Genomic DNA, 22,346 nt, shown 5'->3' with positions numbered 1-22,346 from the left:
CGACGCATCTCCCTGATTCTCGCTTAACTCCCGGCCGGCCAACGACGCTAATCGAGGTGCCGTTGACAATGATGCAACTGTCCACAGTGTTATCCACAGATGTGGAAAGGGACAAAGATAGCGCGCCGTACCTTACCGGCACCGGCTCGCGATCTCCGCGCTGGACGACAACCGTTCGGTTGCCAGGGCAGCTAGTCGATCTGCCATCCTCGCTTCGTTGTCAACCGGTGTTTCAAGTCTGGAGAGGCTTGAAACCGCACCGACCGAAGCTAACAGTTTTCGGTGCGGCTGCCAACCGTTGGTTGTCATTCGAGGCCAGTTTTTCGCCTGCGGGACTGTCTGCGGGATCACTGCGTTATCGGTTGGGACGGATGTGTTTTGGGCCGGACCGGCGTTGACCAGGTTTGACCTGCCGAAGGCTGGTCAGTACCCTCAAACAGTCGCCCGAAAGTCGGCGATACGGCTGCGACCCAGAGATCCACTCCGGGGACCGCGCCGGCCAGCAGCGAGACACCTTCGACCGACGAGCCAAGCTGGCGGTCGGACGGTGATGCCAGAGACACCAAGGAGAACCCCGTGGCCAAGGGCAAGCGGACCTTCCAGCCGAACAACCGGCGCCGAGCCCGCGTTCACGGATTCCGGCTGCGGATGCGCACTCGTGCCGGACGGGCGATCGTGTCCAGCCGGCGCCGCAAGGGCCGCCGCTCTTTAACTGCCTGATTGCACCGTCGGGTTTTTAGCGGTGTTATCCGCGCGCAACCGCATGAGGCGGTCCACTGAGTTTGACGCGACGGTGAAACACGGCGTGCGTGCCGTTCAGCGTGACATTGTCGTGCATGTTCGTCGCGGCGGCGACGACGAACCGGGGGAGCACCCGCGCGTTGGGCTGATCATCTCCAAGCGGGTCGGTACCGCGGTCGAGCGGCATCGAGTGGCTCGTCGGCTCCGTCACGTTGCACGTCAGATGGTGGACGATTTGCACCCGCGCGATCAGGTGGTGATCCGGGCGCTACCGAGCAGTCGGCACGTGTCGTCGGCGCGGTTCGAGCAACAGTTGCGCGGCGGTTTGCGACGGGCGTTCGAGTCGGCGGGTACCGACCGGTGACGTTGTCGACGGCCAGCCCTACGCGTGCGGTGCGGTCCGCCGGTGCCGTAGTAGTGCGGGGGCTGATTTTTCTTATCCAGCTGTACCGCCATATGGTGTCGCCATTGCGACCGGCGTCGTGTCGCTTTGTGCCTACCTGCAGTCAGTACGCGGTCGACGCGCTCACGGAGTACGGACTACTTCGCGGGGGCTGGTTGGCCGCGGTCCGGCTGGCCAAGTGCGGGCCTTGGCACCGGGGAGGATGGGACCCGATACCGGAGCGTCACGAGTTAGCAGATGCCCGCTGGGCTGATCCAGCGGCGCGAGGGGAGAACGAGTCTTTTGTCGTTTGATTTCTTCAGCTTGGACTTCATCTACTACCCGGTGTCATGGATCATGTGGGCTTGGTACAGGCTGTTCAGCTTTGTGCTGGGGCCGTCGAACTTCTTCGCCTGGGCGCTGTCGGTGATGTTCCTCGTGTTCACGTTGCGGGCGCTGCTGTACAAGCCGTTCGTGCGCCAGATCCGCACCACTCGCCAGATGCAGGAACTGCAGCCCCAGATCAAGGCACTGCAAAAGAAGTACGGCAAGGACCGTCAGCGCATGGCGCTCGAGATGCAGAAGTTGCAGCGCGAGCACGGGTTCAACCCGATCCTGGGCTGCCTGCCGATGCTGGCTCAGATCCCGGTGTTCCTGGGCCTGTATCACGTGCTGCGGTCGTTCAACCGGACGACCGGTGGAATCGGACTGCAGCAACTGACGGTCGAACAGAATGCTCGCCTGGGCAACTATGTGTTCACCGCGACGGACGTCCAGAACTTCCTGAAGGCCAACTTGTTCGGCGCTCCGATCGGGGCGTCCATGACACAGAAGGGCGGGCTGGACGCGTTCGAGCATTACAGCCAGCTGGCTGTGATTGCGGTCGGCGTTCCGGTGATGATCCTGGCCGGCGTTGCGACGTACTTCAACAGTCGGGCATCGGTGGCCCGGCAGAGCCCGGAGGCTGCGGCCAACCCGCAGACGGCGTTGATGAACAAGATGGCGTTGTACGTTTTCCCGCTCGGCGTGATTGTCGGGGGACCGTTCCTGCCGCTGGCCATCATCCTGTACTGGTTCGCCAACAACATCTGGACGTTCGGTCAGCAGCACTATGTGTTCGGCATGATCGAAAAGGAAGAAGAGGCCAAGAAGCAGGAGGCCTTGGAACGTCGCGCGGCGAATGCTCCGGCACCCGGCGCGAAGCCCAAGCGGAATGCCAAAGCGGCTCGGACGAGTGAAGGCGACGAGCCGGCGGGGGAGACCGAGGGCGACACGGACTCCGCATCCGCGGGGGATGTCGACGAGCAACCGACCGAAGTGCGGGCGAAATCCAAAGCGGAAAGGCCGACGGGACGCAGTACCGGTCCGACTAACCGAACCCCCCGACCCGGGGCCCGGCCGAACAAGAAACGCAAACGCTGACCCCGAGGCGGCGACTTACCCGCGCCGCCCAAGAAGTGTCGGACCACCGCCAGAAGAAGGCTTGAGAAAAGCATCGCGACAACGCGAATACCTGTGGAGAGGGAGAAAGAATGACTGAAGCCGACACCACTGAACTCGACGCCGACTTGACGGCGACCACACCCGAGGAAGACACCGCGGCCCCGGCGGCCGGCGCGGTCGAGGATTCCGATCTCGAAGAGCGGTTGGTGGCCGAAGGCGAAATCGCCGGCGACTACCTCGAAGAGCTGTTGGACCTACTGGACTTCGACGGCGACATCGACCTCGACGTCGAGGGCAACCGCGCGGTGGTGAGCATCGACGGCAGCAACGACCTGAACAAGTTGGTGGGCCGCGGGGGCGAGGTGCTGGACGCATTGCAGGAACTGACCCGGCTGGCGGTGCATCAGAAGACGGGTGTGCGCAGCCGCCTGATGCTGGACATCGCGAGTTGGCGACGCCGGCGCCGCGAAGAATTGGCCGCCTTGGGTGACAAGGTCGCGCGGCGGGTGGCAGAGACCGGAAAGCGCGAGGAGCTCTCGCCGATGACGCCCTTCGAGCGGAAGATAGTTCACGATGCGGTCGCGGCGGTGCCCGGCGTCCACAGCGAGAGCGAGGGCGTCGAGCCATCGCGGCGCGTGGTCATCCTGCGTGACTGAGGCGTGACTGAGGCGCGCCGCAATCGAGATCGATCCGTAACGACGAGCAACAGACTTACATCCGTGTAGTTCCCAGGGCAGCAGAGCGGAGATGTTTCACGTGAAACATGGCTCGGCCGGAGGGCCGCCGGCGACTCCCGCTCCGCCGACGGGAGAAGCGGTGCCAGATGTCATTCCGGACGCAGCGGAGGTTTTTGGTGACCGATTGGACCTTGCCGAACGCTATGCCGGCTGGCTGCGGACCGCGGGGGTGGAGCGAGGCCTGCTCGGTCCGCGTGAAGCCGAACGGCTGTGGGACAGACATCTGCTGAACTCAGTCGCCATCGCCGAACTCCTCGATGAAGGCGCGCGGGTGGTGGATATCGGTAGCGGGGCCGGACTACCGGGGATCCCGCTGGCGATCGCCCGCCCCGATCTCCGGGTGGTGCTCCTCGAGCCGCTGTTGCGGCGGAGTGAGTTCCTCGGTGAGGTAGTGGCGGATCTTGGACTCGAGGTTGCTGTCGTACGGGGGCGCGCCGAGGACGCGGCCGTTCGGAAGCAACTGGGGAAGTTCGATGCGGCCGTATCCCGGGCGGTGGCCGCGCTCGACAAGCTGACGAAGTGGAGTATGCCGCTGCTGAAGGAGGACGGCCGGATGCTGGCGATCAAGGGGGAGCGTGCGCACGAGGAAGTGCAAGAGTACCGGCGTGTGATGGAAGCAATGGGAGCCGTCGATGTCAGGGTGGTCACATGTGGCGCGAATTATTTGGATCCACCCGCAACCGTGGTGGTAGCGCGACATGGCAGGCCGACGCGACGGACACCCAACCGAGTCGCGAAGGGGACGACAGCATGAGTGGCGCAAAGGTCAGGGTGGCGGTAGCCGCCGAAGCGACGCACAATTCCCCGGTGAATGTTTCACGTGAAACATCGACCGAGGTCGATACCCCTATCGCCGCTGCGGCAGAGCGCGCCATGCGCGTCATCCATACGGCGCATGACCCCTTGCCCCGACCTTCACGCCGCCGACTCTTCACGGTCGCGAACCAGAAGGGCGGCGTGGGCAAGACGACTACCGCGGTGAACCTGGCCGCGGCACTGGCCGTGCAGGGACTCAAGACACTCGTCATCGATCTCGACCCGCAGGGCAATGCCAGCACGGCGCTGGGCATCGCCGACCGCAAGTCGGGCACGCCGTCGTCATACGAGGTGCTTCTCGGCGAGGTCTCGCTGGGGGAGGCCCTGCGTCGTAGCCCGCACAGCGAGCGCCTATTCTGCGTGCCGGCCACCATCGACCTCGCGGGCGCCGAGATCGAATTGGTCAGCATGGTGGCGCGCGAAAACCGCCTGCGCACAGCACTAGCCGAGCTGGACAGCTTCGACTTCGACTACGTCTTCATCGACTGCCCGCCTTCGCTGGGCCTGTTGACCATCAACGCGCTCGTCGCCGCGCCGGAAGTGATGATCCCGATCCAGTGCGAGTACTACGCGCTCGAGGGTGTGTCGCAGCTGATGCGCAACATCGAGATGGTGAAGGCGCATCTGAACCCTCAACTCGACGTCACGACCGTGATCCTCACGATGTATGACGGCCGTACCAAGCTCGCCGACCAGGTGGCCGAAGAGGTGCGCCGCTACTTCGGCAGCAAGGTCTTGCGCACCGTGATCCCGCGCAGCGTGAAGGTGTCCGAAGCGCCGGGCTACAGCATGACGATCATCGACTACGATCCCGGTTCGCGGGGGGCGATGAGCTATCTCGACGCCAGCCGCGAACTCGCCCAACGTGATCGACCACCAGCCGGGAGGGTATGAGCATGAGCCAGATGTCACGTCGCAAAGGCGGTTTGGGCCGGGGTCTGGCTTCGCTGATTCCGACCGGGCCGGCGGAGGGCGAGGAAGGCCCCGCCGCGTACGGCCCCCGGATGGGGTCGGCGGCGGCTGACGTCGTCATCGGCGGCCCGCTCCCGGATGCCGACTCGATCGGTGCCGTATATCGCGAGATCTCACCGGCCGACATCGAGCCGAACCCACGCCAGCCGAGGCAGGTGTTCGACGAAGAGGCGCTGGCGGAACTGGTGCACTCCATTCGCGAGTTCGGCCTCTTGCAGCCCATCGTCGTGCGGGCGGCGCAAGACTCCGCGAGCGGCGCGCGCTACCAGATAGTGATGGGGGAGCGGCGGTGGCGTGCCGCGCAGGAAGCGGGCCTGGCCACCATCCCCGCCATCGTGCGCGAGACGGGCGACGACAACCTGCTCCGCGACGCCCTGCTGGAGAACATCCACCGGGTGCAGCTGAACCCGTTGGAAGAGGCGGCCGCCTACCAACAGTTGCTCGACGAGTTCGGGGTCACCCACGATGAACTGGCCTCGCGCATCGGCCGCTCACGTCCGCTGATCACCAACATGATCCGACTGCTGAAGCTGCCCATCCCGGTCCAGCGCCGGGTGGCTGCGGGCGTGTTGTCGGCGGGACATGCCCGCGCCCTACTGTCGTTGGAGGCGGGTCCGGACGCGCAAGAAGAGTTGGCCAGCAGGATCGTCGCGGAGGGCCTCTCGGTGCGAGCCACCGAGGAAGCGGTGACGATCGCCAATCACGAATCCAGAAATTCGAGCACCCCGTCGGCGCCGCGGCGCAAGCCGATCCACATGCCCGGGTTGCAGGACGTTGCTGAGAAGCTGTCCAACGCCTTCGACACCCGTGTGTCGGTGAGTCTCGGCAAACGCAAGGGGAAGATCGTGGTGGAGTTCGGGTCGGTCGACGACCTGCAGCGGATCGTCGGCCTGATGACTTCCGAACGGGCCTGATAACGCCTGAACGGGCATGACCGGACATACGCTGTGATTACGTCACTGTGACAGTGCGGAGACGCGCGGTGCCGAATCGCCCGGTTCCGATGCCGCGACTTAACGGAGAACTGCTGTGCGCCAGGCTGTTTCGAGATCTGTAACGATCTTGGGCCGGGCGCCGGCCGGAGGGACGGCACAGTGACGTACTCAACGCAGGGGGTGGCGGGCCAATACTGGCCCGATCGCAAAGAATTCTCCTATCCTAGAGGGGTTGCCGGTGCATATCAGGACGGGCAGAGCGGGGCCAGCGCAACAGCCTCGCAATGGGGGTGCGTGAGCGCACGGAGGCCAGGAGACTAGTGTCGGCTCGGATCACAGCGCTGCGGCTCGAAGCCTTCGAGCAGCTTCCCAAGCACGCACGGCGCTGCGTTTTTTGGGAAGTCGATCCCGGGGTGCTCGGTAGCGACGACCACTTGGCCGACCCCGAATTCGAAAAAGAAGCTTGGCTGTCGATGGTGATGCTGGAATGGGGCTCGTGCGGCCAGGTCGCCACCGCCATTCCCGACGAGCGCAGCCAGGCGGAACCGCCGGTGCTCGGATATGTGCTCTACGCTCCGCCGCGGGCGGTGCCCCGCGCCCATCGCTTCCCGACCGGCCCGGTGTCGGCCGACGCGGTGCTGCTGACATCGATGGGTACCGAGCGCGGGCAAGCCTCCGACGACTTACCGGCAAGCATGATCGCACGGGTGATAGACGAGTTGGTTCGTCGTGGTGTCCGTGCGCTGGAGGCGTTCGGCCGCACATCCGAGGCCACCGAATTGCATCCCGCGACGGCGGATCCGGACGTTCGGCCGGTGCTGGAAGGGCTCAACGATTGTTCGGTGGAGCATTGCGTCATCGATGCGGACTTTTTGATCGACATGGGATTCGTTGTGGTAGCGCCACATCGGTACTTTCCGCGGCTGCGACTCGAGCTCGAGCAGGGACTGGGTTGGAAGGCGGAGGTCGAGGCCGCGTTGGAGCGTCTCCTCGAATCTGCGCAATTGCAGCAGCCGGTGGGCGCCGCCCCCACGGCGGCAAATACCTTGCAGGCAAATACCTTGCAGGCAAATACGTTGCAGGCAGATACCTTGCAAGCGAAGGCCTTACGGGCCGTCAGGAAACGCTGAACTAGGAAACTAGGAACCGCTGAGCCGGCTCGCCCGCTCGACCGACAATTCGTGGGCCAGCAATTCGGCGAACGTGAAAGTTCCGGTGGGCCGGTCGTTCTTGCCCAGCAGGTAGAGCCGCTTGACCGCGGCGAGAATGCCTTCGGCAATCGCGTCGCGGGTTTGGGTGGAGATCAGCTTGGCCCGGTCGTCCGGGTTGGTGATGTAGCCGACGTCGACCTGCACGGTGGGCATCCTGGTCAGCCGCAGCAGATCCCACGTCCGGCCGTGCACCCGGCAATCACGTAAGCCGGTGCGGGCCACCACTTCTCGTTGAATGAAGTCGGCGAGGTTGCGACCGATGGTCGACACCGAGCCGTGCGAGTTCCCGAAGTGGAATGAAGCGACACCATTGGCCGAGGGGCTGGTCTGGCTTTCACAGCGCAGGCTGATCATCAGGTCTGCACCAACGGCATTGGCGGTCGCGGCGCGTTCGGCGTCCGACGGGCTGCGGTTCGTCGGACGGGACAAGAACGTCTCCATGCCGATGGCGGTCATCCGCCCTTCGAGCCGACTTGCCAAGTCCCACAGGATGTCTGCTTCACTGATCGGCCCCGCCGGGGTCTGGATGATCATCCCGTGGTCGGAACCGCCACGGCCGGGATCGATGATGATCCGCTTGCCAGACAGCTTCGGACCGGAGCGGCGGACCAGCTCCTCTTCCCGAATCGCGTGGGGCGAGCCGCCGCTGACGCGAGAACTCAGAAAGTACAAGGAGCGCAACGTTTCTGGACCGCAGATGCCGTCAGCGGACAGACCGTACTCACGCTGGTAGGACATCAGGGCGTTGTGGGTCTGCAACCCGAAATGCCCGTCTACCAAACCCGTGTAGAAGCCGAGGTCCTGCAGGCGGGCCTGCAGCGTGGCCACGTCGTCGCCGTAGAGCGGCGCGCCGAATTGGTGATACAGCGTGCGGGCGCCGAGCCGGTAGGAGGCCTCCTTCAACGCGCGATAGGTGGCCTCGCCGACAACACCGTCCACCAACAGCCCACGATGCTGCTGAAAGGCACGAACGGCGCGGTCAAGTTCTTCGTCGAAGACGTCGAGTACGACGTGTCGGCCGGTGCTCAGATCCTCGTCGGGGTTGTCGAGCATGCCCAATGCGGCCAGCGCTGCCCGTATCTCGGTGACAGCGGCGCTGCGGTCGCCACAGCGCAGCACGTCGCCGTCTTCGCGGCGCGGACTCGGCATACCAAGGGCCCTCCGGCAACTCACACTCACTGCACTGACTGCATTGGCTGCACCAACCGGAGATGACAAGGTCGACGACAGCCAACCGGTATTGTCGCAGATCCTCAGCGAATAACCGAAAACGCCAGGCTAGAGACGAGCCTGATTAGCCTGATCGTGACCCTGGCCGTAACCGAGATCGCGGCCAGATCGCAGCTAGGCGAGACCCGGAACGACGTCGGAAAGCTCTCGCAACAACGCGGCTTTGCCCTTGGCGCCCACGATCCGCTTCACCGGCTCCCCACCCTTGAACAGGATCAGGGTCGGAATCGAAACGACCTGAAACATCTGCGCTGTCGTCGGGTTTGCGTCCACGTCGATCTTGGCGACGGTCAGGTTGTCGGCCCGTTCCGCGGCGATCTCTTCGAGAACGGGTGCCACCATCTTGCAAGGGCCGCACCAGGTGGCCCAAAAGTCAACCAGCACAGGCTTATTGCTGGCGATCACATCGGTGGCGAAGGACGCGTCGGAAACTTCTACGGTGGCGGTCTTCTGGGAATCGGTCATCGCTGCGCTCCAATCAAATCGGTACTGTCGGCGTCTCCGGATGCTTCGTGCTCGGCGAGCCAGCGCTCGGCGTCGATCGCCGCGGCACAGCCGCTGCCGGCCGCGGTCACGGCCTGCCGGTAAGTGCGGTCCACCAGGTCACCCGCGGCGAACACACCTTCGATCGAGGTGCTGGTGGTGCGTCCCTGCACCAGCACGTAGCCGTCGGGGTCGACGTCGACGGCGTCGCGGACCAGCTCGGAGCGCGGGTCATGCCCGATGGCGACGAAGACGCCGGTGACCGCGAGGGTGCTTTCCGCGCCGGTGACGGTGTCACGCAACCGCAGCCCGGTCACCGTGGTGTCGCCCTCCACGGCGACGACCGCCTTGTTGGTGAGGAAGCGGATCTTTTCGTTGGCCTTGGCCCGGTTGAGCATGATCTTCGAGGCGCGGAACTCCTCGCGGCGGTGCACCAGCGTGACGCTGCGGGCGAAGCGGGTCAGGAAGGTGGCTTCTTCCATGGCCGAGTCGCCGCCGCCGATCACGGCGATGTCCTGATCGCGGAAGAAAAAGCCGTCGCAGGTGGCGCACGAGCTCACCCCGCGGCCGAGCAAGTCCTGTTCACCGGGTACGTGCAGATAGCGCGCGGCGGCGCCCATGGCCAGGATGATCGCCCGGGCCCGGTAGGTCTCGCCTTCGGCGGTGGTGACGGACTTGATCGGCCCGTCCAGCGACACGGCTTCGACGTCTTCCATCCGCAGGTCGGCGCCGAAGCGCAGGGCCTGCTCGCGCATCTGGTCCATCAGTTCCGGACCGGTGATGCCGTCGCGGAATCCGGGGTAGTTCTCCACCTCGGTCGTCGTCATCAGCGCGCCGCCAAACGAGGTGCCCTCGAAAACCAGGGGCGCCAACTGCGCGCGGGCGGTGTACAGGGCCGCGGTGTACCCGGCGGGCCCGGAGCCGATGATGATGACCTCGTGGACGGTGTCGTTCGCAGACGGTGCGGTCATGCCTGCCTTCCAGGTACTTTTTCTGCTCTTAGATCCCTTGGAACGCAAGCCTAGGCCGTGCTGTTCCCGCTGGTGTTCCGCACCACATTACGGGCGGAGGACCCGGGGTATCGAGGTGCTGGCCAACAATCCGGTGTCGGCGGCGCTGCAGTTCGTTGCCACGGCGAACACCGCCAGTTCGTGGGGCGAGTCGCCCGCCAGCACCAGCACGACGCCCGGCCGTGCGTTCACTTCGACCAGTTGCGCACCCAGTACCTGGGTCGATGACGGGTAGCCCAAGCCGCTCAGACACGATGCGCGCCGTGCCGGTTCGCCGAGTGGGCCATAGTCCGGAGGTTGGTTGAGCAGGTCGAGAATCTGCTCCTGCGTCAGCGGGACCGTCGGGGGCGGGCTGGACACCGTGATGAGTTGCGCGGATTTGGGTGTGCTGGGCTCGGGCGCGGGCGCATTGAGCAGCGCCGCGGTGCCCAGGCCCACCGCGGCCAACACGGCGGCCAGGCCGACGAGGCCGGCGACGACGCGGGCCGGGCGGGCGGGTGGCCGAGCGGAGTGGGCCGGACCGTCGGCGCGCAGAGCTGCCGAGACACGAGCGGCAAGGCCGGGGGGAGGGTCCGGAGCCGAGGCGGGGTCAGTGCCGGCGTCCGAGATGTCGCTGCGGACCTGCTGCAAGGCATGCAGAGTGGCTTGCGCCTGCGGGTCGGTGCGGAGCCGGCGGCGCACGCGAGCGGCGGTGTCGTCGTCCAGCAGGCCCGCCTGCAGGTCGGCGAGCAGTTCAACCGTCAGCGGATCCGCGTCGTCGTTCTCGGCTGCACACATCGGCCCCAGTGTCCGACATGCCAGACCGGACTGCCACACCGGTCACCCCGGCGTTCCTCGAGTCGCCTAGGGGCTCCTCGAGGCGAGGTAGCCAAGCGACTGTGCCAGGCGGGCCCGCGCCCGCGCGCACCGACTCTTCACGGTCCCCTCGGCCACATCCAGCAGGCGAGCGGTGTCGGCGATCGAATAGCCCTGCATGTCCACCGCGACGACCGTGGCCCGCTGCTCGACGGGCAGGCGCATCAGTGCACGCTGCACCATGATCGCCGTCTCGACCTGTGCGGTGCGGTCGGCGACGAGGGTATCGGCGTGCCAAGGGTCGGAAAGATCCAGCGGGACGGTGGGGTGCGCTTTGGCGCGCCGCAGCCGGTCCAGACACGCATTGACCACGATGCGGTGTAGCCAACTACCTACCGCGGCATCGTGCCGGAAGGAGGCGGCACTGCGGTGCGCCGACAGCATCGCCTCTTGCAGCGCGTCCTCGGCATCTTGGGCGGTGTGGCTGGTGAGTTTCGCGAGCCGGAACAGCTGCCGGTGGTGGCGGCGGAAAAGCTGTTCGAAGGCCAGCCGGTCGCCGGTGACGTGGGCCGCGAGGAGCTCGGCGTCGCTGCGTTCGCTCCCGGGTGGCATGGCGGGACAGTAGCCAATCGGCCACCGCCCGGCACTTCACTCGGTACTGCAGGCTGTTAGGACGCCGCCTGGACGGTGATCTCGGAGATGGCGGCCTGGCTCTTGCCGTCAGTGGTGCCCAACGTTGTGATCCAGACCAGCAGGTTCGAGGTCTCGGTCGTCGACTTCACCGGGATGGTGTTGTGGCCGGGCTTGAGCGGTGTGGCCGGCGTCAGCACGCTGGTGTCGCTCAGCTTGGTCGGCGACGCCGTCGGCGACGAGCGGATCTCCACCTTGGTTCCGGTGCTGGAAATGTCGATGGTGACCGCGCCGACCACCGTGGGCTGGGGAAGCTGCAGCAGGAGTCCGAGCCCATTCTTGAAGTTCGGGAACGGGACCGCGTCGGTGTAGGGGTCGGTTTGCCAGGCGGTGGACGGGTCGCCGTCTATCACCAAGCCGGCGTCCGCCGGGGCGTCGGGTTCGCCGTCGGGGGAGAAGACCGTGACTTTGGTGGGTTTGACGCGGTTGCCGGGAATGGTGGGCGTCTCGGGTTCGCCCGCGGCCGACGAAGTCTCGGTATTGAGCCCGAGCCGATCGCCGTTGAGGCCGCCGCCGAAATCGAACATCTTGTTCAACACCGACGCCAGGAGTAGCAGCGCCACCAGGATGATGGCGGCGGCGGCAGTGGCGCCGACGATCAGATTGCGACGGCGGCTACCGAACAAGCCCACCGGTCGCGGAGTCGACTCCCGGGAGCTGGCGGTGGCGGGCGAGTCGTCGACGGGACCCAGGATCTCGGTGCGGTCGGCGACTGCCGTGGCCTGTTGCAGCAGGTTCAAAAGTGTTGACGCACTGCGTATTCCGCCATCTTCCTGAACCGAGCGAACGGCGACAGCGGAGATCTGGAAGGGGATGTCAGGGTCGACGATGGTCGGTTCCACGGGATTGCCCAGGGAGTCCCGGTCGGCGGGCGCGAGTCCGCTGCGCGCCCCGGTCTCGGGTAGCGGCCACCGGTTGACCAGAAGGGCGTACAGCGCGGCGCCGATCCCGCGGATGTCGTCCTGCGGGTTCGCGTCGGGCATCGTGGCGGGGAAGGCCAGCACGACGTGGCCTTCGCTGCTGACCCGGATGCGGCTGGGGTGGTCGATCGACAGGGCTACCCCCGCGCGGTGGGCGGCGTCGGCGGCGGCCGCGAGCGAGTGCATCGCGCGGATGGCGCCGACGGGCGAAGGGGCCGTGTCGGCGACTTCCTTCAACGACCCGCCTCGGATCCACTCCGCGACCACCAGGCCACCGCTGCTCGTCTGCACGACGTCGAGGACCCGCGCCACCCCGGGCTTGTCGATGCGGCTCAGCCGCAGGGTGCGGGCCAGAATCTCGTTCAGGACGTCATCGGGAAGCGCGCCTTCGGGGTCGACGAAGGTCAGCGCCACCCGCCGTTCCAGCGCGGTGTCCATCGCCTGCCAGAAGTGCAGCGGTGGGACGCCGCCGTGTGAGACCAGCAAGCGGTAGCGGCCGTTAGCCACGCGGGCGCCGGGAACCAGGTTGAGACCTTCCCCCGGCGGCGGGGGTTCGGGGCCACGGTCCCGCGGAACGCCGGACGAGCTGGGCCTGCCCGCGCCGCCATTGCGCGACTCAGGTGGCGCGGACGGGGGCGGGCCTGGGTCGTGGTCGGCCGGGATGTCGGGCTGGAAGTCGTCGGCGACCGGGCGTGACGCGTCAGCGCCAGGGCTCGATGCGCTGTTCAACGGGCGGTCGGTCACCTCCGGTCCTTTCGCTATACCGGCTCCGGCTACCGGAGGACTCCGCCGGACCGGTTCGTGGACCGTGTTTCCCCCCGGCAGGGACGAATTTCTTTGCTCAGGGTACGTGACAGGGTGTCGGTTAGAAGATTTGACCTGGACAATCGGCTTGCGGGGGGCCGGCACGACGGGCTTACTGCTCCGGCTCAAGCGGCCCAGTCGGCTTTGCACAGCGGCCAATGCGGCCCGCGCCTCGGGGACCCGCGCGCCCAGCATCACCGCGGCCACGATCGGCACCATGATCACCGTCAACACGAGCAGCCTGAGCAGCGAACCCGCGCCGCCACCGTGGTCCGTCAACCCGCGCAGCCCGAACAGCCGGTCCACCAGGTAGGCGATCAGACCGGCCAGGAGGGAGGCGGTGGTCGTCACCAGGATGGTGCGCACCTCGTTGGCGCCGATGAGCTGCCCGCCGCCCGGCCGCAGCCTGCGCCGCAGCAGGTAGTAGCCGATCAACGCGCCCGCCAGGAAACCCAAACCGTTAGCCAGACCCAGGTAGCCGGCAACCAGCTCGCGGTCGTCCGTCAGGTATGGCGCCAGTACCGAGCCGACGATCTTGACGGCGGTGATCACCAGGATGATGACGATCGGTGTCCATGGCTGTTCGCGGGCGTAGAACACGCGCAGTTGCAGCAGCACCAATGCGTAGGGGATCAGCGTGAATGCCGACAACGCAATCGCGGCTCCCAGGTAGCCGGCGTCGACCTGACCGAAGTTGCCGTAGGCGAACAGCGCGGTGCCGATCGCCGAGCCGCCGACGGTCATGATCGCCACGATCGGGATGAGGGTGATCATGGTCAGTCGGGTGGCCAGCGACAGGTCCGCCAGCACCGCCGGGATGTCGTCGGCGGCGGCGTTGCGGCTCAGCCGAGGCATCACCACCGTCAGCACCGTCACGCCGATCATGCCGAACGGCAGCATCAGCACCAGCCACGTGTAGTTGTAGATCGCCGGTCCGGACGCCGCCGCTTTACTGGCGATCTGGTTGCCGACCACCAGACCGAGCTGGCTGATCAGCACATAGAGCACCATCGCGGCGGCCATCGTGCCGAACCGCTTGAGCCGCTCGTCGATCCCCCACAGCGGGCGCAGGCTGATGCGCTCGCGCCCGATCGCGACCAGCAGCACCGCCGTCTGGGCGAACACGCCCAAGGTGGTGCCGATCCCGAGCACCAGCAGTTTGGCGTTGCCCATCTCGACCGGGTCGATGGACAGCTCGCCGGGCACGGCCAGGTAGAGCCCGAGCGTCGCGATCGCGACGACGTTGTTGACCACCGGCGCCCAGGCCGGCGGCCCGAAGACGTTGCGGGTGTTCAGGATCGCCATGAACACCGACGACAGGCCGTAGAACAGCACTTGGGGCAGCAGCAGATAGGCGAATGCGGTGGTCAGCGGCTCGTTGACCTGCGGGTCGCGGCCCAGCATCAGCCGCACCAGCAGCGGCGCCGCCAGCACCGACGCCGTGGTGGCCACGATGAGCAAGGTGGTCGCCAGCGTGACGAGCCGACGGACGAAGGCGGCACCGCCATCGGGGTCGTCCTGTTCGGCGCGGGCCAGCACCGGGACGAAGATCGCGGTGAACGTCGCCTCCAACACCAGCGCGGCGACCAGGTTCGGCAGCTGGTTGGCCACCGAGAACGAACTGGCCAGCGCGGCGCCCAGGATCGCGGCCAGCAGCACGATGCGGGCGAAGCCGGTGAGGCGGCTGATCAGGGTGGCGAATGCCATGCCCCAGGACCGCTGGACGAGCGCGGCGTCGGATAGTTCGGCGCGGCGCTGCTGTTCGCGTCGGGGCCCTTCCTGGGGCGGCCGGGGGCTGGGCCGCGACGCGTGTCGCGGTGGCGGCGGTGCTGGTGGTACCCGCCGCGGTGCGGGTCTCATACGCGATGCTCTTCGTCCACCCGGCGGGCCGCGACCGGTCGCGTCTCCGGGGGTCGTGCGGACGTCGGGAGCCGCGCGGGCCGCGGGGGGTCCTCGGCCGCTCCGGCCCCCAACGCTTTCGGCCGCCGTGCCGGCGGCGGGTCGCGATCCAAGTCGGCCCGGTCGGGCTGGCCACGGAACCGGTGCCAGAGCCGTCGACCCGCCAGGAACACCAAGAACGCCGCCGCGGTCAGCGTGATTGCGAACAGCACCTTGCCGTAGGCGTTGGAGTGCACCGACAGGCGCACCGGCGCGCCCAGCGGCATCCCGTCGGGTGTCTTCAGCGTCACGTCCACGGCCACCCGCTGGGTGAAGTTCACTTCGACCGGCACCCGCAGCGGCAGATATCCCGGCGGTAACTCGATCACCCCGAGGTCGGTGACCGTCATGCCCGGCGGTGCGTCGACCTGCAGCTTGACCCGGATCGGCACGGACAGCCCGTTGTGCAGCGCCAACGGCAGGGGGCTGTGCTCGGTGGCCAGCGTGTACGAGCCACCCGGGTTGACGATCGTCACCGCACCGAACAGGTCGTTGATGGTGTTGCCGACCACCGAGGTCCGCTGTTGCGCCAGCCCGTTGCGGGTGTCGGGCGGCACCGATTGGCTCAGCGCGCGCAGCATGTCTTCACGCAGCGGCGCGGTGTACTGGGCTCCGGTCAGGCCGGTGCGGTGATCGGTGGTCATCGCCGCGGTCAGCTTGCCCAGTCGGCTCATCTGACTGGAGATGACGGCGGTGATGTCGTCGCTGAACCGTCCCCGCACGTTGGGGTAGCGGCCCGGCGGCCGCGGCGGATCGGTGCGGGCGGCCGCATCGGCGACCAACGCGGGTAGCGGCCGCGGCACCGCCAGCCCGGAATGGATGGTGGTGGCCAGTGCGGTCAGGATCAGCTGAGCGTCGTCTCCCTGCAGATTCCACGTCGCCGGCGGCACCAGAATCTGGGTGCGCGGCGCCGCGGCGGGAGCCAGGCTGCGCCACAGGATCGCACCGAGTGCATCCTGCCGACGGGCGGTGGACGAGTCATGCATGATCCGCACATTCAGCGAGGAGTCGAGATACGTCGGGACGACGGGGTTGCTGCCCGCCGCGGAAAGGGCCGCCCCGATGGCCGGGTCGAACGGCGCGAGCGCAACCTGCGGAGAAACCCGCCGCGGCGTGATGTCGGCGCTGATCTGCTCGTCGCCCGAGGTGTCTTCGGGCATCGATTCCGCGGCCGCGACGGCCACCATGGCGCCGTCGGCGCTGAGCAGGTCGACCGCGCGGTTGGTCAGCGGGCCGTCCGGCAGCAGGGCGACGCCGCGGGTGGAGTTGATCTCCAGGATGCGGTCGATGATGTCGTTGGGGCTGACGGTCGCCGCGTCGCGCAATTCGGGATTGTTCACCCGCTGGAGCGCGTCCAGGTCGGCCTGCGCATATGGCAGCGGTGCCACGCAGGTGCGGTGGGCCAGCGTGCGGAGCCGGTTCAGCCAGGTGGCCGCGGCGGCTTGGCCGGTGCCGGGGTGCGTCGGGGTGCCCGGCAGCTGGCCTGCGGGATCGGCGGAATCGGACACCACATATCCCGCGGACATCGCGTTTGCGGTGACCAGCAGATCCGGGTCTACGGCGAGGCACAGCGCGCGGGTGACGGTGCCATCGGGATCGACCTCGCGGCTGGTCGCGAGTTCGGCGGCGCTGAGTAAAACGTCGAGCCGACCGCCGCTAGCGAATGAGCTGGCCAGCTCGTCGTCGACGAGCCGGACCGGAATGCTGCCGCCGGGAACGCCGGGCGCCAGCCGCGGCCGATCCGCCAGCGGCCACAGCATGGTCATCCACACGGGCTTCTGCGTGTCCGGCGGGACCGCGTCCAAGGCCTCCGACTCGGCCGCCTTGTCGGGCGGAACGCCGACCACCGGCAGCAGGAACCGGCCGTTGTCCAGCCGGGCGGGTGCGCCGTAGTCGGGGGTGCCGTTGACGTTGACCAAGAGCGGATAGATGCCGGGCTTCTCGACGTCCAGGGACGGTTTGGTGGACGAGCGCAGCGGCGCGGACAGGGTGAAGCCGGCTTGTTGTCCCCGCTGCAGTTCGGGGGAAACGGTGAGGAAGTCCGCGACTGCCTCGTACTGGTCGGTGCCGCCGTCAAGCGAGGTCCGGAGCTCGTCGGATGCGGTGAGGGCGGGGGCGTGCTCGAGCCGAACCATGACATCGCGCACCGGTCGGTCGCCGATGTTGATCACAATTCCGCTGACGGTCACGACGGGCTCGCTGGTGGTGGTGACCATTTCCGGGGTCACCCGGTCGATCCGGATCTGGACGAACGGTGTGGAGCTGGGCTCGCCGGCCTTGGCCCTCGGGGTGGCGGGCAGGGTGAGCACCATCGAGAGACCGGCGATGATGCCGATCACTGCGGCCAGCCGCAATAACCGAGCGCAGCGCAGTCGCAACCCGCTCACGGGCCCGGCCTGTGACCGTTTTTCTGACCCGGGGTGGCTTCGGGTCCTTTGGCATGACGGGTGCGGGAATGCGTCTGCGGGCGTCGCCGCGGCGTACTGGGAGGGAGCGGCGGAAGCGCGGCCGGACCGTCGGTTTGCAGCTTTTCGATCAGCTCGTCGGCGACTTCGGCCAGGCGGCGTTCGTCGGCGTAGGCCAGTCGGGACGGGAGCTCGCAGATCGGTACCCACGCCACCTCGGCCACCTCAAGATCTTCGTCGGAGAGTTCTCCGCCCAAGAACCGCATCAAATAGTGGTGCACGGTCTTGTGCACCCGCCTGCCGTCGGTGACGAACCAGTAGTCGATCCGCCCGAGCGCGGCCAGCACGCTGCCGCGGATACCCGTTTCTTCGGCAACTTCACGGATCGCGGTCTGTTCCGCGGTCTCGCCCTGCTCGATGTGCCCCTTGGGCAGCGACCACAGCATTCGGCCGCGCCGGTCCACCCGACCGATCAGAGCCGCTACCTGCTCGTCTTTGGGGCCGTCGATGCCGTCGATGACCAGCCCTCCGGCTGATGTCTCGTGGACCGTCCGCATCCGGTCCGTTCCGCGGCGCGTCGCGCGAGTCCGCCGGTGCTTCACGTTGGCCGGGCTGGGCTTCGCCTCGCTGGCCGGCGGGTTGGCGGGTTTGATGTCCGGCTTGTTCTCGGGCCTGGTGTCGGGCCTGGTGTCGGGCTGGGTGTCGGGCTGAGCTTCGGTACGCTCGTCGGCAGAACGTGCCGCGCCACGACCGCGACGCCGGCCACGGCCCCTGCGCCTGGGACGTGGTTTGGCCCGTTCGCCGTCTGACACCCAAGCGATATTAGCTGGCACGGGCGGGTCTTCCCGACGTACTCGCCGGTTGTGGGGCCTATGAGAGGGAAGGGACTGGCTGTCGCCTTCCGGTCGCCGGCTGAGCCCCGGGTGAGCGCCTGCGGCTGGCCAGTGTGAATCCGACGACAAGACACGCCGGTTTTGCGTCGTGTAGTTCACACTCGACGGGGCCATCTGTGCTGGATTGATCCGACTAGGCTGATCGAACGTGCCCGACGCTGACCAGGACGTCCAACTGCTGACCGCGGCCGCGGTCGCCCTGAATAAGCACGTCGGCCTACTAAGTGAGCTCGGGAGCGCGTTCGCCGCCGCCGGCCACGAGTTGTACCTGGTCGGCGGTTCGGTGCGCGATGCCCTGTTGGGCCGGCTGAGCCCCGACCTGGATTTCACCACCGACGCGCGCCCCGAGCAGGTGCAGAAGATCGTGCGGTCCTGGGCCGACGCGATCTGGGAAACGGGCATCGAGTTCGGCACCGTCGGTGTCGGTAAGGGCGAAAACCGACTGGAGATCACCACTTTTCGCGCCGACACCTATGACCAGGTGTCGCGCAATCCGGAGGTGCAGTTCGGCGACCGCCTCGAGGACGATCTGGTGCGCCGGGACTTCACCGTGAACGCGATGGCGGTGCGGATCACCGCGACGGGGCCCGGCGAGTTTCTCGACCCGCTGGGCGGTCTGGGTGCGCTGCGGGCCAAAGTGCTCGACACCCCGTCGTCACCGGAGGTGTCGTTCGGCGACGATCCGCTGCGGATGCTGCGGGCGGCGCGGTTCGTCTCGCAACTGGGTTTCACGGTGGCGCCGCGGGTAAGGGCGGCGATCGAGGACATGGCACCGCAGCTGGCCCGCATCAGCGCGGAACGGGTGGCCGCCGAACTGGACAAGATGATGCTCGGTGCCGACCCGGTTGCCGGCATCGACCTGCTGGTGCAGACCGGAATGGGTGAGGTGGTGCTGCCCGAGATCGGCGGCATGCAGATGGCCATCGACGAACACCACCAGCATAAGGACGTCTACCAGCACTCGCTGACCGTGCTGCGGCAGGCGATAGCGCTGGAAGACGACGGTCCTGACTTGGTGCTGCGGTGGGCCGCGCTGCTGCACGACATCGGCAAGCCCGCTACGCGGCGGCACGAGGCCAACGGCGGCGTGAGCTTTCACCACCACGAGGTGGTCGGCGCCAAGATGGTCCGCAAGCGGATGCGGGCGCTGAAGTACTCCAAGCAGATGGTCGACGACGTCTCCCAGCTGGTGTATCTGCACCTGCGGTTCCACGGCTACGGCGAGGGGAAGTGGACGGACTCGGCGGTGCGTCGCTACGTCACCGACGCTGGGCCGCTGTTGCCGCGGCTGCACAAGCTGGTCCGCGCCGACTGCACCACCCGCAACAAGCGCCGCGCCGCCCGCCTGCAGGCCAGCTATGACCGGCTGGAGGAGCGGATCGCCGAACTGGCGGCCAAGGAGGATCTGGCCCGGGTGCGTCCCGACCTGGACGGCAACGAGATCATGCAGCTGCTCGACATCCCGGCGGGCCCGGTGGTCGGCGAGGCGTGGAAGTTCCTCAAGGAACTGCGGTTGGACCGCGGGCCGCTGAGCAGAGAAGAAGCCACCCAGGAACTCCTGGCTTGGTGGGAAGAACGGAAAGCACGGAACCCGTAAGCCCGCCGCCCCGTCGGATCAGTCGTGGAGTACTGCCTTGGCGGCGATGACGGCGCGGCCGTCTGGAGTCGTCCGCCGGATCTTGATCTGAACGGTGACGGTCAGTTCGACGCGATCAGCCTGGACCTCGACGGTGACGGGATTCGCGACGACGCGCTAGCCGATCTGGACGGCGACGGTCTGGCCGACCATGCGGTGCTTGACCTCGACAACGACGGGATACCGGAGAGCTACTTCACCGACGACGGATCGGGGACGTGGACGGTCGCCGTCGACCATCGCGGCCAGCTGCGTTGGTTCGGCCTCGACGGTGTTGAGCACACCGGTGGTCCGCTGGTCGACTTCGACGGGCATGGTCGTCTTGACGACCACCTGTTCGACACCGACGGCGACGGACTGGCCGACCGCGTGTTGTGCGCCGGGGATGAAGGCGTCACCGGATACGCCGACACCGATGGGGACGGCCGTTGGGATGTGCGGCTTTCGGATACGGACGGCGACGGCAAAGCTGACGGCGCCACCAATTTGTAAAGCCCAGCTAACTATTGGTGACTAGCGCCATACGGCGCGAGTAAGAAATTTCGACCCGAGCCAGCTCATCATGTGGGTAAAGGCACTGATGAGGCGATTGATGTCGTCCAGTGGACGAGTGAAGTGACAGCTCCGGCTAGCTGCTTTAGCTTTACCGAGGTCCCGGATCGGGAAACGTGAAAAATTGAGGGAGACGTGAACATGGCAAACGCGACTGTCGTCACACCGGAGTTATTGCGGGGCACCCAACAGCGAATTGAAACGCGATTGCAGGAAGCCGCGGCAATTGCAAATCAGTACTTGAGCGGCCACGAGAACATCATCAGCGCCACCGGGTGGGCGGGGGATGCCGGCACCACATCGTTGAACACCGCCGGCCAGATTCACCACGACCTGCAACAGATCATGAGCGGCGGGCAGCGCCTGGCACACGGCCTTGGTCAGGCCGCGGTCCTGATGGAAAACCACGAGGCGGACGCCGCCACCAATCTCAACGGCGTGTTCGGCGGTGGAACACAAGCCGTCTAAATCGACCCCGCCACGTCCCCAAAAAACCAGACTTATCCAGAAGGAACGAACGTCATGGCAGATCAGATTGTCTACAACCACGGCGCCGTCATCGGGTTCGCCGGTGAAGTTGGCTCGCAAGCGGCGCAGCTCATGGAGATCCACAGCGATGTCCTCAACCTCACGCAGGCACTCGCCGACTTCTTTCAAGGTCACGGAGCGACCGCCTTTTTCGATGCGCAGCAGCAGATGCTGCGTGGCCTCGAAGACCTGATTCAGACCGTCAGCCGGCACGCCCACACGGTGCACAACGTGGACGAGATGGCACAGGCCACGGACGCCCAGATCGGAAGCTTCTTTCTGTAGGCGCCACGCCACCGAAGCGCTGTGTACGAGGTACCGAGGCGCACGTGCTGGCGTGCGCTTTGGGACTTGCGCGAAAGACTGAAAACCCTTGTTGACCACGACCATTGACGGCCTATGGGCCCTCCAAGTACTGACGGGCATCGAAACCGTAGCCCCCGAGTTGGGGTTGCGTCCCCACTTGCCCAGCGTTGAGCCGAAGCACCTCGCGTTGGCTCATCCGATCATGGACGACCTGCGCGCCGCCGGTGTCGTGGATGAGTCGGATCACGTCGACCCCACCGTGGTCGAGTGGCTGACCGTGCTTTCGCGGCGGGACGTCGCGCTCTTCGTACAGATCTCTACGGCAGGTGCCGACGATCCGGCGCGAGCCCTGCTCGCCAGGTTCGCGCAGTGGTGGGTGGCCATGGAACGTTCGGCGGATCTCGTCCGCATCAGCGCGGCCGGCACCGCCGGCGCCGAGACATCGGCAAGCGCAGTGCTCAATACCCAGGTAGAGAGGTTGTGCGGAGAACTCGAGCCCGCGCAGCTACGCCCCGTCACCTTGGACGCCGAAGCTCTGCGGGCGGCCGCCACCAGCCGGAAGGCTTTGGCCACATTCCTGGAAGACCAACGGCTCGAACCCGACCAGTTGCGTACTTTGCTCCTCGCCGCCGACCCGAACAGATCGGCCCGGGCCTCGATCGTCGCAATCCAGTGCGGGGTTTCGACGGGCAAGTTTCACCGGTCACACGTGGACGAGAGCGCGGTGACGGTGATCGACACCCCGGAGGGACGGCTCGTGGCTGAGGATGTCCATTCCGCAGGGGGGAAATGGATGATCATCGCCCCCGGAACAAAAAGCAACATCGGCGTTGCGATCAACCATATGGTGCGGCGTCTGCCTGCCGAGCAGGAATGGTTTTCGTACCGCAAAGTTGTTTAGCTTGAGAGGCCCAGCAGC

At 66.7% G+C, this 22,346-nt stretch carries 21 protein-coding genes and 1 pseudogene; 14 read left to right on the top strand and 8 right to left on the bottom strand.

Annotated features, from left to right (window positions below):
- The first annotated feature begins 576 nt into the window (after positions 1 to 576).
- The 9 genes from rpmH to G6N68_RS27710 all read left to right on the top strand — a co-directional run bounded on the left by rpmH (position 577) and on the right by G6N68_RS27710 (position 7,156).
- The gene (gene rpmH, locus G6N68_RS27750) at positions 577 to 720 is read left to right on the top strand and encodes a 50S ribosomal protein L34 (RefSeq protein ID WP_081968348.1); all 144 of its coding nucleotides are present in this window, start codon (positions 577 to 579) and stop codon (positions 718 to 720) included.
- Between the two features lie 22 nt (positions 721 to 742).
- Entirely contained in the window at positions 743 to 1,105 is a 363-nt protein-coding gene (rnpA, locus tag G6N68_RS27745) for a ribonuclease P protein component (protein ID WP_163719361.1), read from the top strand.
- The gene (gene yidD / locus G6N68_RS27740) at positions 1,102 to 1,437 is read left to right on the top strand and encodes a membrane protein insertion efficiency factor YidD (RefSeq protein WP_163719360.1); all 336 of its coding nucleotides are present in this window, start codon (positions 1,102 to 1,104) and stop codon (positions 1,435 to 1,437) included. Before rnpA ends, yidD begins: the two co-directional genes overlap by 4 nt.
- Positions 1,382 to 2,545, top strand: coding sequence for a membrane protein insertase YidC (yidC, locus tag G6N68_RS27735; RefSeq protein ID WP_163719359.1), 1,164 nt, complete (start codon positions 1,382 to 1,384; stop codon positions 2,543 to 2,545). The genes yidD and yidC overlap by 56 nt, the downstream gene beginning before the upstream one ends.
- A 110-nt stretch (positions 2,546 to 2,655) precedes the next feature.
- A complete protein-coding gene (locus tag G6N68_RS27730) occupies positions 2,656 to 3,222 on the top strand; it encodes a Jag family protein (RefSeq protein WP_163719358.1) in 567 nt (188 codons plus the stop codon).
- Between the two features lie 91 nt (positions 3,223 to 3,313).
- On the top strand, positions 3,314 to 4,057 hold the full coding sequence (gene rsmG / locus G6N68_RS27725; protein ID WP_163719357.1) for a 16S rRNA (guanine(527)-N(7))-methyltransferase RsmG: 744 nt from the start codon (positions 3,314 to 3,316) through the stop codon (positions 4,055 to 4,057).
- Positions 4,054 to 5,013: a ParA family protein gene (locus G6N68_RS27720; protein WP_163719356.1), complete on the top strand. Its 960-nt coding sequence runs from the start codon at positions 4,054 to 4,056 to the stop codon at positions 5,011 to 5,013. The genes rsmG and G6N68_RS27720 overlap by 4 nt, the downstream gene beginning before the upstream one ends.
- Positions 5,014 to 5,015: 2 nt before the next feature.
- Positions 5,016 to 6,005, top strand: a complete 990-nt coding sequence (locus G6N68_RS27715) for a ParB/RepB/Spo0J family partition protein (protein WP_163719355.1) — start codon at positions 5,016 to 5,018, stop codon at positions 6,003 to 6,005.
- A gap of 341 nt (positions 6,006 to 6,346) precedes the next feature.
- Positions 6,347 to 7,156: an acetyltransferase gene (locus G6N68_RS27710; RefSeq protein ID WP_240356021.1), complete on the top strand. Its 810-nt coding sequence runs from the start codon at positions 6,347 to 6,349 to the stop codon at positions 7,154 to 7,156.
- Between the two features lie 9 nt (positions 7,157 to 7,165).
- Here the strand turns inward: G6N68_RS27710 and G6N68_RS27705 are convergent, their stop codons facing one another.
- The 8 genes and pseudogenes from G6N68_RS27705 to G6N68_RS27670 all read right to left on the bottom strand — a co-directional run bounded on the left by G6N68_RS27705 (position 7,166) and on the right by G6N68_RS27670 (position 18,324).
- Positions 7,166 to 8,386: an N-acetylmuramoyl-L-alanine amidase gene (locus G6N68_RS27705; RefSeq protein ID WP_163719354.1), complete on the bottom strand. Its 1,221-nt coding sequence runs from the start codon at positions 8,384 to 8,386 to the stop codon at positions 7,166 to 7,168.
- Positions 8,387 to 8,581: 195 nt separating this feature from the next.
- Positions 8,582 to 8,932 carry a thioredoxin gene (trxA, locus tag G6N68_RS27700; protein ID WP_163719353.1) on the bottom strand — a complete coding sequence of 117 codons (351 nt, stop codon included), beginning with the start codon at positions 8,930 to 8,932 and terminating at the stop codon, positions 8,582 to 8,584.
- The gene (gene trxB, locus G6N68_RS27695) at positions 8,929 to 9,921 is read right to left on the bottom strand and encodes a thioredoxin-disulfide reductase (protein ID WP_163719352.1); all 993 of its coding nucleotides are present in this window, start codon (positions 9,919 to 9,921) and stop codon (positions 8,929 to 8,931) included. The genes trxA and trxB overlap by 4 nt, the downstream gene beginning before the upstream one ends.
- Before the next feature lie 87 nt (positions 9,922 to 10,008).
- Positions 10,009 to 10,737 carry an RsmA family anti-sigma factor gene (locus G6N68_RS27690; protein ID WP_163719351.1) on the bottom strand — a complete coding sequence of 243 codons (729 nt, stop codon included), beginning with the start codon at positions 10,735 to 10,737 and terminating at the stop codon, positions 10,009 to 10,011.
- A 66-nt stretch (positions 10,738 to 10,803) separates the two neighbouring features.
- Positions 10,804 to 11,367: an RNA polymerase sigma factor SigM gene (gene sigM / locus G6N68_RS27685; protein ID WP_205351538.1), complete on the bottom strand. Its 564-nt coding sequence runs from the start codon at positions 11,365 to 11,367 to the stop codon at positions 10,804 to 10,806.
- A 56-nt stretch (positions 11,368 to 11,423) separates the two neighbouring features.
- Positions 11,424 to 14,955, bottom strand: a pseudogene (gene murJ, locus G6N68_RS27680) (murein biosynthesis integral membrane protein MurJ); the annotation flags it as partial.
- 70 nt (positions 14,956 to 15,025) lie between these two features.
- Positions 15,026 to 17,494 carry a hypothetical protein gene (locus tag G6N68_RS27675; RefSeq protein WP_163719349.1) on the bottom strand — a complete coding sequence of 823 codons (2,469 nt, stop codon included), beginning with the start codon at positions 17,492 to 17,494 and terminating at the stop codon, positions 15,026 to 15,028.
- Complete coding sequence (locus tag G6N68_RS27670; protein WP_163719348.1) at positions 17,491 to 18,324, bottom strand: NUDIX hydrolase; 834 nt, start codon at positions 18,322 to 18,324, stop codon at positions 17,491 to 17,493. The genes G6N68_RS27675 and G6N68_RS27670 overlap by 4 nt, the downstream gene beginning before the upstream one ends.
- A gap of 229 nt (positions 18,325 to 18,553) precedes the next feature.
- Between G6N68_RS27670 and G6N68_RS27665 the strand changes: the two genes are divergently transcribed.
- From G6N68_RS27665 to G6N68_RS27645, 5 genes are all read left to right on the top strand, one after another.
- A complete protein-coding gene (locus G6N68_RS27665; RefSeq protein WP_163719347.1) occupies positions 18,554 to 20,002 on the top strand; it encodes a CCA tRNA nucleotidyltransferase in 1,449 nt (482 codons plus the stop codon).
- 24 nt (positions 20,003 to 20,026) lie between these two features.
- Positions 20,027 to 20,533 carry a pullulanase gene (locus G6N68_RS27660; protein WP_163719346.1) on the top strand — a complete coding sequence of 169 codons (507 nt, stop codon included), beginning with the start codon at positions 20,027 to 20,029 and terminating at the stop codon, positions 20,531 to 20,533.
- Positions 20,534 to 20,734: 201 nt separating this feature from the next.
- Positions 20,735 to 21,061 (top strand): WXG100 family type VII secretion target, encoded by a 327-nt coding sequence (locus G6N68_RS27655; RefSeq protein WP_163719345.1) that lies wholly within the window; start codon positions 20,735 to 20,737, stop codon positions 21,059 to 21,061.
- A 54-nt stretch (positions 21,062 to 21,115) separates the two neighbouring features.
- The gene (locus G6N68_RS27650; RefSeq protein WP_069421171.1) at positions 21,116 to 21,406 is read left to right on the top strand and encodes a WXG100 family type VII secretion target; all 291 of its coding nucleotides are present in this window, start codon (positions 21,116 to 21,118) and stop codon (positions 21,404 to 21,406) included.
- A gap of 88 nt (positions 21,407 to 21,494) precedes the next feature.
- On the top strand, positions 21,495 to 22,328 hold the full coding sequence (locus G6N68_RS27645; protein ID WP_163719344.1) for an ESX secretion-associated protein EspG: 834 nt from the start codon (positions 21,495 to 21,497) through the stop codon (positions 22,326 to 22,328).
- Positions 22,329 to 22,346 lie beyond the last annotated feature (18 nt).

This window comes from Mycobacterium bourgelatii (genome assembly GCF_010723575.1).
In the GTDB taxonomy this organism is placed as follows: Bacteria; Actinomycetota; Actinomycetes; order Mycobacteriales; family Mycobacteriaceae; genus Mycobacterium; species Mycobacterium bourgelatii.
Note: the sequence above shows the minus strand (reverse complement) of the source record. Positions and strands in the feature narration are given on the sequence as shown.

What these genes read in the sequence shown, in the direction of transcription:
- G6N68_RS27705 (WP_163719354.1), bottom strand. Translation starts at nt 8,386, where the DNA reads ATGCCGAGTCCGCGCCGCGAAGACGGCGACGTGCTGCGCTGTGGCGAC.
- G6N68_RS27715 (WP_163719355.1), top strand. Translation starts at nt 5,016, where the DNA reads ATGAGCCAGATGTCACGTCGCAAAGGCGGTTTGGGCCGGGGTCTGGCT.
- G6N68_RS27650 (WP_069421171.1), top strand. Translation starts at nt 21,116, where the DNA reads ATGGCAGATCAGATTGTCTACAACCACGGCGCCGTCATCGGGTTCGCC.
- G6N68_RS27690 (WP_163719351.1), bottom strand. Translation starts at nt 10,737, where the DNA reads ATGTGTGCAGCCGAGAACGACGACGCGGATCCGCTGACGGTTGAACTG.
- G6N68_RS27720 (WP_163719356.1), top strand. Translation starts at nt 4,054, where the DNA reads ATGAGTGGCGCAAAGGTCAGGGTGGCGGTAGCCGCCGAAGCGACGCAC.
- rsmG (WP_163719357.1), top strand. Translation starts at nt 3,314, where the DNA reads ATGTTTCACGTGAAACATGGCTCGGCCGGAGGGCCGCCGGCGACTCCC.
- G6N68_RS27655 (WP_163719345.1), top strand. Translation starts at nt 20,735, where the DNA reads ATGGCAAACGCGACTGTCGTCACACCGGAGTTATTGCGGGGCACCCAA.
- sigM (WP_205351538.1), bottom strand. Translation starts at nt 11,367, where the DNA reads ATGCCACCCGGGAGCGAACGCAGCGACGCCGAGCTCCTCGCGGCCCAC.
- G6N68_RS27730 (WP_163719358.1), top strand. Translation starts at nt 2,656, where the DNA reads ATGACTGAAGCCGACACCACTGAACTCGACGCCGACTTGACGGCGACC.
- trxB (WP_163719352.1), bottom strand. Translation starts at nt 9,921, where the DNA reads ATGACCGCACCGTCTGCGAACGACACCGTCCACGAGGTCATCATCATC.
- yidC (WP_163719359.1), top strand. Translation starts at nt 1,382, where the DNA reads ATGCCCGCTGGGCTGATCCAGCGGCGCGAGGGGAGAACGAGTCTTTTG.
- trxA (WP_163719353.1), bottom strand. Translation starts at nt 8,932, where the DNA reads ATGACCGATTCCCAGAAGACCGCCACCGTAGAAGTTTCCGACGCGTCC.